14 protein-coding genes are annotated in these 12,147 nt (G+C 67.1%); 5 read left to right on the top strand and 9 right to left on the bottom strand.

Annotation, left to right across the window (positions count from 1 at the left end):
• The first annotated feature begins 1 nt into the window (after nucleotide 1).
• Nucleotides 2–835: a MaoC family dehydratase gene (locus QSK39_RS11395; RefSeq protein WP_285477577.1), complete on the top strand. Its 834-nt coding sequence runs from the start codon at nucleotides 2–4 to the stop codon at nucleotides 833–835.
• Here QSK39_RS11395 and QSK39_RS11390 read toward each other — a convergent pair.
• Nucleotides 827–1,351 carry a hypothetical protein gene (locus QSK39_RS11390; protein ID WP_285477576.1) on the bottom strand — a complete coding sequence of 175 codons (525 nt, stop codon included), beginning with the start codon at nucleotides 1,349–1,351 and terminating at the stop codon, nucleotides 827–829. The genes QSK39_RS11395 and QSK39_RS11390 overlap by 9 nt on opposite strands.
• On the bottom strand, nucleotides 1,348–2,004 hold the full coding sequence (locus QSK39_RS11385) for a TetR/AcrR family transcriptional regulator (protein WP_285477575.1): 657 nt from the start codon (nucleotides 2,002–2,004) through the stop codon (nucleotides 1,348–1,350). Before QSK39_RS11385 ends, QSK39_RS11390 begins: the two co-directional genes overlap by 4 nt.
• Nucleotides 2,005–2,130: 126 nt before the next feature.
• On the opposite strand from QSK39_RS11385, the gene QSK39_RS11380 reads away from it, so the two are divergent.
• Together QSK39_RS11380 and QSK39_RS11375 are read left to right on the top strand one after the other, a co-directional pair.
• Nucleotides 2,131–2,793, top strand: coding sequence for an SCP2 sterol-binding domain-containing protein (locus QSK39_RS11380; RefSeq protein WP_285477574.1), 663 nt, complete (start codon nucleotides 2,131–2,133; stop codon nucleotides 2,791–2,793).
• Between the two features lie 9 nt (nucleotides 2,794–2,802).
• A complete protein-coding gene (locus QSK39_RS11375; RefSeq protein ID WP_285477573.1) occupies nucleotides 2,803–3,414 on the top strand; it encodes an SCP2 sterol-binding domain-containing protein in 612 nt (203 codons plus the stop codon).
• On the opposite strand, the gene QSK39_RS11370 is transcribed toward QSK39_RS11375, so the two are convergent.
• Both QSK39_RS11370 and QSK39_RS11365 read right to left on the bottom strand, forming a co-directional pair.
• A complete protein-coding gene (locus QSK39_RS11370) occupies nucleotides 3,411–3,791 on the bottom strand; it encodes a very short patch repair endonuclease (protein ID WP_285477995.1) in 381 nt (126 codons plus the stop codon). The genes QSK39_RS11375 and QSK39_RS11370 overlap by 4 nt on opposite strands.
• Nucleotides 3,792–3,863: 72 nt before the next feature.
• Nucleotides 3,864–4,334 (bottom strand): FxsA family protein, encoded by a 471-nt coding sequence (locus tag QSK39_RS11365; RefSeq protein WP_285477572.1) that lies wholly within the window; start codon nucleotides 4,332–4,334, stop codon nucleotides 3,864–3,866.
• Nucleotides 4,335–4,402: 68 nt separating this feature from the next.
• On the opposite strand from QSK39_RS11365, the gene QSK39_RS11360 reads away from it, so the two are divergent.
• Nucleotides 4,403–5,758, top strand: coding sequence for a pentapeptide repeat-containing protein (locus QSK39_RS11360; protein WP_285477571.1), 1,356 nt, complete (start codon nucleotides 4,403–4,405; stop codon nucleotides 5,756–5,758).
• Here the strand turns inward: QSK39_RS11360 and QSK39_RS11355 are convergent.
• Nucleotides 5,715–7,661: an ABC transporter ATP-binding protein gene (locus QSK39_RS11355; RefSeq protein WP_285477570.1), complete on the bottom strand. Its 1,947-nt coding sequence runs from the start codon at nucleotides 7,659–7,661 to the stop codon at nucleotides 5,715–5,717. The genes QSK39_RS11360 and QSK39_RS11355 overlap by 44 nt on opposite strands.
• Nucleotides 7,662–7,681: 20 nt before the next feature.
• Nucleotides 7,682–8,263 carry a TetR/AcrR family transcriptional regulator gene (locus QSK39_RS11350; RefSeq protein ID WP_285477569.1) on the bottom strand — a complete coding sequence of 194 codons (582 nt, stop codon included), beginning with the start codon at nucleotides 8,261–8,263 and terminating at the stop codon, nucleotides 7,682–7,684.
• 96 nt (nucleotides 8,264–8,359) lie between these two features.
• Between QSK39_RS11350 and QSK39_RS11345 the strand changes: the two genes are divergently transcribed.
• Entirely contained in the window at nucleotides 8,360–8,662 is a 303-nt protein-coding gene (locus QSK39_RS11345) for a DUF6191 domain-containing protein (protein WP_285477568.1), read from the top strand.
• 3 nt (nucleotides 8,663–8,665) lie between these two features.
• Here the strand turns inward: QSK39_RS11345 and QSK39_RS11340 are convergent, their stop codons facing one another.
• The 3 genes from QSK39_RS11340 to QSK39_RS11330 all read right to left on the bottom strand — a co-directional run bounded on the left by QSK39_RS11340 (nucleotide 8,666) and on the right by QSK39_RS11330 (nucleotide 12,136).
• On the bottom strand, nucleotides 8,666–8,968 hold the full coding sequence (locus tag QSK39_RS11340) for a hypothetical protein (RefSeq protein ID WP_285477567.1): 303 nt from the start codon (nucleotides 8,966–8,968) through the stop codon (nucleotides 8,666–8,668).
• A 39-nt stretch (nucleotides 8,969–9,007) separates the two neighbouring features.
• Nucleotides 9,008–10,576 carry a hypothetical protein gene (locus QSK39_RS11335; RefSeq protein WP_285477566.1) on the bottom strand — a complete coding sequence of 523 codons (1,569 nt, stop codon included), beginning with the start codon at nucleotides 10,574–10,576 and terminating at the stop codon, nucleotides 9,008–9,010.
• Nucleotides 10,577–10,816: 240 nt separating this feature from the next.
• Nucleotides 10,817–12,136 carry a dihydrolipoamide acetyltransferase family protein gene (locus QSK39_RS11330; RefSeq protein ID WP_285477565.1) on the bottom strand — a complete coding sequence of 440 codons (1,320 nt, stop codon included), beginning with the start codon at nucleotides 12,134–12,136 and terminating at the stop codon, nucleotides 10,817–10,819.
• Nucleotides 12,137–12,147 lie beyond the last annotated feature (11 nt).

Raw genomic sequence — 12,147 nt, 5'->3', positions numbered from 1 at the left:
CGTGGCGATCCGCGAACTCGACAGCACGCCGAGCCTGGCGACGCTGTACCCGAAGGCCCTGCTGGGCTTTCGCAAAACGGGCTCTTCGCTGCCCGACACGGAGCTGGCGCGCACGGGTGTCGTCGTCGACCCGGCGCACCTGGCGGCGTACAACACGGTGTGCGGCTTCCGGCTGAGCGACGAGCTGCCGGCGACGTACCCGCACATGCTGGCGTTCCCGCTGCAGATGGCGCTGATGACGGAGCCGGGCTTCCCGTTCCCGCTGCTGGGAATGGTGCACGTGGCGAACCGGATCACCCAGCACCGCGCGCTGCGCCTGAGCGAGCCGCTGACCATCCGGGTGCGCGCGGAGAACCTGCGCCCGCACGAGAAGGGCCGTCAGTTCGACGTCGTCAGCGAGGCCTGGGCCGGGGACGACCTGGTGTGGGTCGACGTGAGCACGTACCTGCGTCGCGGCTCTTCGTCGGGCTCTTCTTCACGGCGCGACCAGCTGGCGCCCCCGACACCGGACGCGATCTGGCGGGTGCCGGGCGACATCGGCCGGCGGTACGCGGAGGTCTCGGGCGACCGCAACCCGATCCACCTGCACCCGCTGACAGCGCGCCTGTTCGGCTTCCCTCGCGCGATCGCCCACGGGATGTGGACGAAGGCCCACGCCCTGGCCGCGTTCGAGGGCCGGCTGCCACCGGCGTTCACGGTGGACGTCCGCTTCAAGCAGCCAGTGCTGCTCCCGGCCAAGGCAGGCTTCACGTCCTGGCCCGACGGCGACGGCTGGGCGTTCGAGCTGTGGAGCAAGGCAAAGCCCCACCTGGAAGGCACGATCACCTCACTCTGACGGCGGTTTGTTCGAGTAGGCGATGAACTGGCCTGGATGAACGATCGCTGACGCATGGAGCGTGAAGGCAACCAAGCGGCGCCACCTGGCCCGATGTCCCGTCTTCACCTCCACGCGCACGAGGTGGTCCAAGCTGCCCAGAGTCGGCGAGGAGGAGTCGAACTCGATGAAAACCTGCTTGGCGTCCAGCCCGGAGACCGGGAACGCGGCGGGCAGCTCCGCTGCGCGCCTCTCGCCCGGATACTCGAGCCGGTCTCGCGTTCTGGCCCACGGCAAATGCCGGCCATCGGGCTCGCGGAGGAGTACCAACCGGAGGTCCTGCACCGCGATCGGCCGCGGTCCAGTGTTCTGGATGACCAGCGGAAGACACACCGACTCCTGATTCGCCGTCCGAATTGCAGCGAACGTGTGCGGAGCGAACGACCTCAGCCGCCCGGTGCGCGCGTTGAGCCACCAGAACGAGGTGATCGTGAACGTCAACGCGCAGACCGAGACGACGAGCGCGGCGACCGTCACTCTGACGGCTTCCAGACCTCGCCCTCGATGAGGTCGTTGAAACCGAGCCAGACGAGGTTCATCAGCCACGACGCGAGGACGCCGTCGGAGATGTCGGGGTGGTCGAGGGCCCAGTCGGCCAGCGACTCGGCCGCCCCGACCAGGGCCGCGGACAGGCCTTCGCCGGAGAACTCGGCCTGCTCACCGACGCCCTTGCGGGTGCCCGCGGACACGACGAGCGCCGCAACCAGCTGGATCGCGCGCGCCCGCATGTCGGTGATCTCCGCGGCGAACGCCCCGCCGACGGTCAGCGCCTGGCGGTGCAGCACCGTCCACGACTCGCGGTACTCCGCGACGAAGCGGTAGAACGACCGCAGGCCGTGCCAGAGCTGCATGTCCGGCGGCAGGTCGGGCTTCACCCCGGCCTGGATGGCCTCGAGCAGGCGGGTGGCCTCGCGGCGGATGCACGCGCCGAACAGGTCCTCCTTGGACCCGAGGTAGGTGTAGATCATCGGCTTCGAGACGCCGGCGACGTCGGAGATCTCGTCCATCGAGGCCGCGTGGTAGCCGTGACGTGAGAACACCTGGACGGCGGCGTCCAGGATCTGCCGCTCGCGCACGGCGCGCGGTAGCCGCCGCGCCCGCTCGGGCGGACGCTGATCATCCTCTGACACGCTGGACCTCCCTGTTGCTGCCCGGAGACGGTACCGGGCGTTGCCCCGGGAGGGTGATTTCGGCACGCTTGCCCGCCTACCTACTGGCGGGTAGCCTACGTGTGAGTAACTTGAGAGGGAGTGACGATGGCCGACAACGCCGGGATGACCAGCGCAGATCAGGTCGCGGAGCTCCGTGGAGCGGCGCTGCTGGACAGGCTGGAGCGGCTCGACCCGCTCGGCCCCGAGGCGCACGCCCTCGACGTCAACGCACTTGCGGAGGCGGTCAACCCACGCGACCTCGGCAAGGACGACTTCCGAAGACTCCTGGCGGCGCTGCTTCGCCTGGCCGAGCGCGCCCCCGCGTTCGACCTGAGCAAGGTCGAGCCGGCGCGTTTCGCGTCTTTGGTGTCCTCGGCGTCCCGCGCGCAGCTCGAAAGCGTCGTCGCCGAGAGGCCCCTGCGGGAGCGCGTGCTGGACGAGATCTTCGCCCGCATGGGCGCGCACATCAGGCCGGACAGGGCCCGTGACCTGCACGCGGTGGTCCACTGGCGCCTGTCGGGCGGTGTCGGCGAGGGTGGCTACGACCGCTACGAGACGGTGATTTCGCACGGTTCGTGCACGGTGAGCCGCGAGATGCGCTCGTCGCCACGGGTCACGATCACGACCGCCCCGGCCGACTTCTTCCGGCTCATTACCCACCAGGCGACGCCGGCAGTGTTGTTCGTCACGGGAAGAATCAAGGTCAAGGGCGATTTGGCCTTCGCGGCGGGCCTGATCGGATTCTTCGACCTCCCGCACCCCGTATAGTCCCTCCCCGTGCCCCGAAAAGCGAAGTGGCGCCTTTCCCGGCCCCGCGGAGTTCGCGCTGGCCACGCGGTCAACGCGTTCGCGGACAAGCTCGTCATCGGCAACCTCACGCCCCAGCAGTTCATCCAGGTCCTGGAAACCCTGCACATGCTGGGCGAGTCGGGCGCGGGCATCGAGCTGAGCTCCCTGTCGACGGACGTCCTGGTGGACGTGGTCCGTCGAGCCTCCCGCGACCAGCTGAAGGCGATCGCGGACCACCCGGAGCTGCGTCCGGTGTTCCTGGACGAGATTTTCCGCCGAATGTCCGAGCATTTCTTACCGGAGCGAGCCCGCCACGTGGACTTCGTGGTTTCCTGGCGCTTTTCCGAGGGAACCGGCGAGGACGGCTACGACCGTTTCCAGACAGTAATCGAGGACGGAGTGTGCGTTTCGTCGACGGACCTGTCCCGAACGCCAGACACAACGATAACGCTGTCGGTGGACGACTTCATCCGGATGGCGACGGGCAACGCAGCAGTGGCGGCAATGTTCGTGACGGGCCGGGTGAAGGTGAAGGGCGAGTACGCCCCGGCGGTGCGGTTCTCCAGCTACTTCGACATCCCCAAGCCGACGGTGAGCTAACTTCGTCGGCGTCCGCGGATCGTGGTCATCACTCGGTCCGCGGCGGTCTCCGCGGTCTCGTGTTCCCAGATTCGAAGTGCGAGCCAGCCGGCTTCGTCGAGCTTCGTGTCCGTGTCGGCGTCGCGCCGGCGGTTGGTTTCGATCTTCTCGCGCCAAAAGTCCGCGTTGTTCTTCGGCCACGTTGCGTGCTCCGGACACCCGTGCCAGAAACACCCGTCGACGAAGACTGCGACCCGGGCGGGGCCGAAGACCAGGTCCGCCTCCCGCCGCACTCCTTTGACCGGTCGGCGGTGCACTCGGTAGCGAAAGCCGGCGGCGTGGAGGATCTTGCGCAGTGCCATCTCGATCCCGGTGTTCCGGGACTTCTGCTTGCTCATCCGGATGCGTACCGCGGATGTGGTCTTCAGGCGCTCCACGCGCTCATTGTGGCAAGGTCCGGGTCGGCAAGCCTAGTTCTCGACGACGCGCCCTTCGATCACCGTCGGCTGGTCGCGACGCGGCTCGGGCCGTTCGGCGACCACCTCGCTGTCCACCACCATCACCGGCCCGCGCCGCTGGTTGGCGAACCGCACCGCCCGCTTCTCCATCCGCTTCAACCACAACCGCCGAGCCACCGCGCGCGACGGCGGCAGCATCAGCAGCAACCCCAGCACGTCGGAAACGAACCCCGGGACCAGGATCAACACGCCGCCGAGACCCACCAGCATCCCGTCGGTGAGTTCCTTCTCCGCCGGCCGGCCCGCGCGGGCGGTCTCCATGAACGCCCTCATCGCCTTGGCGCCTTCGCGGCGGGCCAGCCAGGAGCCGATGAACGCGCCGGCCAGGAGGAGGCCCAGCGTGCCGAGCACGCCGACAGCCGAACCCACCGCCCAGATCGCGGCGATCTCGGCGAAGACGTAAAGCAGGAACGCGACAGCCATACCCGTACAACGAACGACCTGTCCGATTTGCTCCCGGCCCGGATGACCACCGGCTAGTCTCACCCTTCGTGTCCGACTGGCTCCGGTGGTTGCTCATCGCGATCGTGGTGCTCGCCGGCATCGGGTTGGTCGCCGGGCGGCGGGTGTCGCTCGAGCGGCTGGGGCTCTCCTGGCTGCGGATGCCCGATCTCGACGGTCGCGGCTCGATCCTGCTGTCCGTGCTCGCCTGGTTGGTCGTAGCGATCGTCGTCGCTGGAGTAACCACTGGTGGGCTGTTGTGGTTCCTCGGCTGGCCGCAGTTGCCGACCACCGGGGTGTTCGGTGTCGATCAGCTGCTCGACCTGCTGAAGATCGCACTCTCCGTCGTCGCCGGGCTCGGTGGGGTTGTGCTGCTCGCCGTCAACTACCGCAAGCAGCGGATCACCGAGAAGGAGCACGCTCTCGCCGTCGACAAGGCCGATCGGGAGGTGGTCCAGGGCTTCAACGAGCGGCTCGGCACCGCTGCTGAGCAGCTTGCCCACGAAAGCCCGGCCGTGCGCCTGACCGGGGTCTACGCGCTCGCAGGCCTGGCGGACGACTGGGTCGACAAGCGCCAGGTCTGCGTCGATGTCCTTTGCGGCTACCTGCGCATTCAGCCGGAGGTCGTGACACCCGGCGAGGGCGAAGTGCGGCAGGCGATCCTGCGGATGATCCGGGACCGGCTCAGCGGGACCGAGTGGTGGCTGCCGGTCGACTTCGACTTCATCGGAGTCGTGTTCGAGAACGCCGATTTCTCGCACTTGCGCTTTCCCGGCAGGGTGATCTTCGATCGGGCCGACTTCACCGGGGAGCTGACTTCGTTCGACCACGCGCATTTTCAGGGTTTGCTCAGCTGCCACGGCACACGCTTCACTGCCGAGCAAACCTCGATGACCTCCGCGTGGCTCAACGGTGGCGCCGAATTCGTCGGGGCCGAATTCGGCGGACAGCACCTGGCCTGTGCGCGCTGGGACGCCAAGGGGCCGGTCGACTTCTACCGCTGCAGGTTCCCGGTCGCTTCTCTGGACTTCTCGGCGCTCTCGATCGAGAACGCCGTGGTCCGATTCGAACAGACGGAGTTCGGCGACGCCGCACTGGATTTCGGCCTGCTCGGTAACTGGTCCGGCGCCGGCGCCTTCGCCCGGCTGAACTTCGAGGACGTGCGGTTCACCCGATGCCGCCTCGATCTGCGGTTTCTCTCCGAGAGCGAACGGGCGGTTTGGTTCACCGACTGCGTGCTCGACACGACCGCTGTCGTCATCGACGATCACGAAGCGCCGATGCCGTGGCTGAACCTGCGCAACGTGGAGCTGCGCGGGGGCACCGAGATCCCCGAAGAGATCATCCGGCACCCCCGACTGCTCAGCTCCGCACCTCGTCCAAGTACGCCTGGGCCTGAAGGGTGAACAGGTCCGCGTACCCGGCCTTCGCCGCCATCAGCTCCTCGTGCGTGCCGTACTCCGCCACCTTCCCGTGGTCCAGCAGCAGGATCCGCTCCGCCTGCCGGACCGTCGAGAACCGGTGCGAGATGTACAGCGTCGTCCGGCCCTCGGACAGCTCGCGCAGCCGCGAGAACAAATCGTGCTCCGCCTGCGCGTCCAACGCCGATGTCGGCTCGTCGAGGATCAGCAACGGTGCCTCGCGTTGGAACGCCCGGGCCAACGCGATCTTCTGCCACTCGCCGCCCGACAAGCTGACGCCCTGGTCGAACCAGCGTCCCAGCGGGCTGTCGTACCCGCTGGGCAGGCGCTCGATGCGCTCGTCCGCGCCCGCTCGGCGGGCCGAATCCTCGATGTGGGGACGATCCTCCAGCCGGGTCAGGTCGCCCAGGCCGATGTTCTCCGCCGCCGTTCCCTGGTACGTCACGTAGTCCTGGAACATCGCGCTGATCCGGGTGCGCAGCTCGACCGGGTCGTACTCGCGGATGTCGACGTCGTCGAGGAGGATGCGGCCGGCGGTCGGGTCGTACAACCGGCACAGGAGCTTGAACAGCGTCGACTTGCCCGCGCCGTTGCGGCCCACCACCGCCACCGTCTCGCCCGGGCGGATCTCGAAGCTGACGTTGTCGAGGGCCGCCTCGTCCGCGCCCGGGTAGGCGAACGTCACCGAGTCGAACTCGATGTGTCCCTCCACTGTGGACGGCATGGGGCGCGGCGACGCAGGCGCCGTGATCTCCGGCTTCGTGTCCAGGAAGCGGTACAGCGTGTCGAGGTAGAGGTTGTTCTCGTACATCCCCGAAAACGCCGTGAACAGCCCGGACACCGACGTCTGCACGGACGTCGCCGCGGCCGTGTACAGCGCCAGGTCGCCGAGTGTCAGCCGGCCGCCGACCGCCTCCAGTGCGATGTACAGCGCGATCGCCGAACCCGCGAGCGTGCTCAGCAGCCCCCACGACGTCGAGCTGAGGTTGCGGTTGATCGTCAGCTTGCGCTGCCGCTCGTACGACACCAGGCCGAGCCGGCGGAACCGGTCGACGAAGTACGGGCCGAGCCCGAACAGCTTCGTCTCCTTGGCGTACGTGTCCGTCGTGACCAGCGACGACAGGTAGTCCATCCGCCGCTTGATCGGCGACATCAGGAACGTCAGCCAGAACGCGCGCGAGCCGTACTTGGACTGCGAGATGAACGCCGGGATCGGCGCCACCAGCGCGACCAGCGCGAGCAGCGGGCTGATCGAGACGAGCAGCGCGATCATGCTGCCGAACGTGATGAGCGTCCGGACGAGCCCCAGCGCGGAGTTCATCATCGACAGCGGCCGCGTCGGCGCCTCCTGCGCCGCCTGCCGCAGCATGTCGTACGACGTCGAGCCCTCGAAGTACGCGAGGTGCAGCTCGCTGGCGTGCGCCATCACCTGGTGGCGGATGGTCAGCGTCATGCGTTCCTGCAGCAGCGACTGCGCGATCGACGTCAGCGCGCTGCTGATCGCGGTCGCGGCGAGCACCCCGAACTGGAACAGCGCGACGTTCACGATGTCGCCGGTGGTGCCCTTGTGCTGGATCGCCGCGACGACCGCGTCGAGCAGCAGCTTCGCGATGTACGCGGTCACCGTCGGCAGGAGGCCCGACAGCAGCGTGATCAGCGCCAGGAGGATCGTCAGCACCGGGCTGGCCTGCCACGTCAGCCGCACGACCTTCGGCAGGCCGCGGACCGTGCCCGCCACCGACGTCTTCGCCCGCTTCAGCCGGGATCGCCAGTCCTTCGGCTGGTCTTCCGGCTTGGGCTCGGGGATTTCGACCGGGCCGGTGAGCCCGCTTTCCGGGACCGTCGACGCGTGCCGCCGCCGTCCTCGCCGCGCCAGCATGAACTCCATGCCGCCCCCACCGCCCGGGATCACTTGGCCTCCACGGCGCCGTGCAGGAAGACGTCGACCACCTGGCGCGTGGTGGGGGCGTCGTCGTCCGGGGCCATCCGGCGGCCGCTGAACAGCATGGTCAGGAACAGCGCGGCCAGGTGCTCGGGCGGCAGCCGCAGGCGGTCCTTCTCGGGCTCGAACAGTTCGGTCATCGCGCCGCGCATGGCGGCCATCGACTCCCGGCGGCCGCCTTTCCAGCTGCCTCGCAGGCGCTGCTCGGGGTCGCGGTGCTTGATCCGGCCGGACGCGTGCAGGGCGCCCATCAGCGCGCCCATCCGCTCGAGGTGCGCGCCGAGCGCTTCGGCCGCCTCGACGAGCCGGTCCTCCAGGGGCTGGTCGACGGGGATTTCGGCGATGGCGTCGAGGACGTGGTCGGGACGCAGGGCTTCGGCGGTGCAGGCGTCGAACAGCTCGTCCTTGTCCTTGAACGCGCGGAAGATGGTGCCCTCGCCGATGCCGGCGGCGCGGGCGATCTGGCTTGTGGTGACGGTGGCCCCGTGCTCCATGAGCAGGGGCAGCACCGCGTGCACGATCATGGCGCGCCGGGCTTCGACGCTCATGCCCGGCGCTCTACGCCGGGTTTCGGGTGCTGGTGTCATGCGAACCAGTGTGCGGAGTGAGTGCTCACTCCGTCAAGCGAGTATAGGTTAGCTCTCATGGGTGCGGTCTGGGCGATGGCGATTCCGATGCTGCTCGTGCTGCTGTTCCCGCTGGCCGTGCTCGAGGTCTGGGACCGTCGCTTCCTGCCTTGGCACCGCCGCGGCGACAGCTCCCGCACGGCGAGTTCGGTCGTAACCGAGGCGATCCTCGGCGGCACCAAGCAGCACAAACTCGAGCAGCGCCAAGTCCAGCTCATGCTGGTCGACGGCCAGGCCGACGGCGCCCCACCCCGCCCCGCCACGCACTCGCGTCGATCTCGACGCCGGGAAGATCGTCTTCTGGAACCGGCAGGGTCCTGAGTTCTAGTCTCTTCCGTCGATCTGCGTGGACCTCGTTGCCGGCGTTCTCGACACGTAAGCGACGGCGCGGAAGATCAGCTCCGTCATGTGGGGTTGCCAGCTTTCGGGGACGAGGTTGGGTAAACGGGCTGCGGAAGCGGCGTCCGTAGCCACGATGAACGGCTGCCTTGCTGTGTCGGTGAAGATCGACGCAGCAGTTCGGTCGTCGTGCTGGAGGACTTTCTGCGCCTGGGCGCTGAACGTGTCCGTACCTGCGTTGACGGTCAGATCCATAATCTCACCGACCTGCGGTCGCATGAATTCCATGTCGATCTCTCCGGCATCGTGGACACCTTCCGTGTGATACTAGCGTGAGTAGGGGTCGATGATGTTCTTCTGAAGCACCTGATAACTCTTTTGGAAGCGCCACTTCCGCGCGAAGAGCCAAACCGTCAGCACGCTGAGTAGCAGAGCTACGCCTAGTAAGGCATCTCGCGAGAAGACTGCCATCAGTTCGGGTGTACACACCACGGACCCTGGGCTGCAGACCCCGCGTCTCACGACGACGCCGAGCAGTGCGTAAAACGCTGACATCCCGACTGCGAGCAACCCGATCCGGCTCACCAGCGGGATCCGTGGTCTTATGTCGTCCTTGAAGGCCCTGGAGAACCAGATCGACGCCAGGCCGGGCAGGGCGACGAACAGCGCAGCCACGTCGATGCCCTTGGTGTCGTCGAAGACCAGGCCGTCCCATATGCGCCAGAAGAACCAGAAGAAGATGCTGGCGAAAAGAGTCAGCCACATCACCAGGGCTGTCGTCCCGGGAGGGCGTTCGCGTAGAAGTGTGTACGCGTAGACCTGGTCACCGACCTTGCTCGGAAGATTGCGGGCGTATAGATGGGCGACGGGTCCTCCTGCCTCGTTCTCCCCCTGGGTAATCGCTTCGCTCTTGCGAAGACTCTCTTCGAACGTTCCTCTTTGATGCGTCTTCGGCATGGTCAGTGTCTGCTCGTACGCGAACCGCTGTTCGAGGAAGAAGGTGCCGGCGGGTGCAGTCTGGGTGAAGTGGTAGCTCGTGCACAAGCTGTGCATCGAAAGCGGGATCCTGAACTCGTATGGCTCCTGTCCGACTGCGCGGCGAGCGCCCTCGTCCAACTGCTTGAAGATGCTCTTCGGCTGATATCTGCCTTTCGGCGGCTTGGGTGAATAGTCGGCGGAGAAGCGCGTGCGGTAGGAGACGCTGAGCCGAACCGCTTGACCCGGTCTTGCGGTCAGATGAAGCCAGATGAGGTGTCGTTTGGCCATGTAGTTGCCGACATACTTCAGACGACCGAGAGCCTCAGGGTAGAACGGCAAGCCGAGAGTCCTCAGCTCGCTGACGACGTGCCCGACCCGTGCCTCGGCCGCATCGGCGTCCATAGCCGGTACTTCGAGGTACTTGTGCCCCAGTTCTTCGAGCCTGCCGGCGGTGTACGAGCTCCCGGGAGGCGTCAGGCCTACCACTTCCCAGAAGACTCGAAGCATGATCTGGGTTCGTTCCTGGCCTTCCCGCTGGCCGCACAGGTAGAGCTTGGTGCCGGCGGGGTCCTCGACGCAGAAATGGTTCATCAGGCGCCCCTTGCGGGCGATGAAGATCGGCAGAACCAATGTCGGGTTCAGCTCGTTAAAAGACCGAATCGTGGCGGAGTCCTGCATGCGTGGGTCGCTGTGCAGAGCTTCGGCAAGGGTGGGGAGGTGCCAGTCGATGGTCAACCGTCTTCGGCATTCACCGTGGTCGATTTCAACGCTCTCCGAGATCCGAGAAAACGGCCGGTCGTTCTCGTTGATCATGGAGATTGCGAGAGCCGTGGAGTACGCCTTGGCGAGTTCCAGGGCAAGTTCTTGGGGGTTGCTGCCGTCCACGGGAGACTCGTTGACGTTCAGGTCGGCAGTCACTGAATTCAGCTCCCCGGTTTCGGCGTTTGTTTGACGTAGGTAGCTGTCGCCGGGACGCCAGTGCTTGTTACGTTAAGTTACTGCTTTCCGTGCTGGTGAGACCCGGTGTCAGGGTATAACTCGATGTCATCGGATCGTTGCCCGTTCGCGGCGGAAATGCGCATCGATGGATATCCGGAAGTGACGATGGGGTGCCTCCGAACCTCGGAGACACCCCATCAACGACTTCGACTCAGTGCGTCAGTACGTCATCGCCATCGCCGGGTCGGCTAGCAGGGCGCCGACGTCGGCCAGGAACTCCGAACCCTGCTGGCCGTCGACCACGCGGTGGTCGAAGCTCAGCGACAGCTGGAGGACCTTGCGGACCTTGATCTCGCCGTCCACCACCCACGGCTGGTCCTTGATCGCGCCGAGGCACAGGATCGCGGACTCGCCCGGGTTGATGATCGGCGTGCCCGTGTCGACGCCGAACACGCCCACGTTGGTGATCGTGATCGTGCCGTTCGCCATGTCCGCCGGCGACGTCTTGCCCTCGCGGGCGACCTCCGTCAAGGCGGTCAGCGCGCTCGCCAGCTCCTTCAGCGACAGCGAGTCGGCGTCGCGGACCTTCGGCACGATCAGGCCGCGGGGCGTGGCCGCCGCGATCCCGAGGTGCACGTAGTCCTTGTAGACGATCTCCTGCGCCGCTTCGTCCCAGACCGCGTTGATGTCCGGAGTGCGCTTCGCCGCCAGGCACACGGCCTTCGCCGCGAACGTCAGCGGCGTGACCTTCACCCCGGCGAACTCCCGCGACTTCTTCAGCTTCTCGCGGAACTCCATCATCGGCGTGACGTCGATGGTCAGGAACTCCGTGACGTGCGGAGCGGTGTACGCGCTCTGCACCATCGCGGCCGCGGTCATCTTGCGGACGCCCTTGATCGGCACGCGCCGCTCGCGCGATCCGCTGTCGACAACGGAAGGTGCGACCGGAGTTCCGTTCGCGGCGCGCTCGACATCATCACGCGTGATGACGCCGCCGTCCGCGGTACCGGTCAGCGCGTGCAGGTCGACGCCGAGGTCCTTCGCGAGTTTCCGCACCGGCGGCTTCGCGAGCGGCACGTATCCACCGCGCGGAGCCACCGGAGCAGGCGCGGGAGGAGCGACGACAGCGGCAGCCGGGGCGGGAGCAGCGGGAGCAGCGGGAGCCGCACCCTTCCGGGCCCGCCGCTGCGTGACGACGGCCTTGGAGCCGTAGCCGACCAGCGGCTTCATCTCCTCTTCGGCCTCGGCGGGCGCGGCGGCGGCCGGAGCAGCAGCAGGAGCGGCCGCCCCGCCGGGGTCGACGTCGATGGTGAGGATCGCGGTACCGACCTCCACCGTCTGCCCCGGCTCGACGTGCAGCTCCGTGACCACCCCGGCCCACGGGATCGGCAGCTCGACGGCCGCCTTCGCGGTCTCGATCTCGACGACGATCTGGTTGACCGTCACCGTGTCGCCCGGCTTCACGTGCCACGAAAGGATGTCGGCTTCGGTCAGCCCCTCGGCCGTGTCCGCCAGGGGAAACTGTTTGTACGTAGGCATTGCGCGGAGAT

The organism is Amycolatopsis sp. NBRC 101858, from assembly GCF_030269325.1.
Taxonomy (GTDB): domain Bacteria; phylum Actinomycetota; class Actinomycetes; order Mycobacteriales; family Pseudonocardiaceae; genus Amycolatopsis; species Amycolatopsis ponsaeliensis.
This window is presented reverse-complemented; position numbering and strand designations above follow the sequence as displayed.

What these genes read in the sequence shown, in the direction of transcription:
- QSK39_RS11380 (WP_285477574.1), top strand. Translation starts at nt 2,131, where the DNA reads ATGGCCGACAACGCCGGGATGACCAGCGCAGATCAGGTCGCGGAGCTC.
- QSK39_RS11370 (WP_285477995.1), bottom strand. Translation starts at nt 3,791, where the DNA reads ATGAGCAAGCAGAAGTCCCGGAACACCGGGATCGAGATGGCACTGCGC.
- QSK39_RS11365 (WP_285477572.1), bottom strand. Translation starts at nt 4,334, where the DNA reads ATGGCTGTCGCGTTCCTGCTTTACGTCTTCGCCGAGATCGCCGCGATC.
- QSK39_RS11355 (WP_285477570.1), bottom strand. Translation starts at nt 7,661, where the DNA reads ATGGAGTTCATGCTGGCGCGGCGAGGACGGCGGCGGCACGCGTCGACG.
- QSK39_RS11350 (WP_285477569.1), bottom strand. Translation starts at nt 8,263, where the DNA reads ATGAGCGTCGAAGCCCGGCGCGCCATGATCGTGCACGCGGTGCTGCCC.
- QSK39_RS11345 (WP_285477568.1), top strand. Translation starts at nt 8,360, where the DNA reads ATGGGTGCGGTCTGGGCGATGGCGATTCCGATGCTGCTCGTGCTGCTG.
- QSK39_RS11340 (WP_285477567.1), bottom strand. Translation starts at nt 8,968, where the DNA reads ATGGAATTCATGCGACCGCAGGTCGGTGAGATTATGGATCTGACCGTC.
- QSK39_RS11330 (WP_285477565.1), bottom strand. Translation starts at nt 12,136, where the DNA reads ATGCCTACGTACAAACAGTTTCCCCTGGCGGACACGGCCGAGGGGCTG.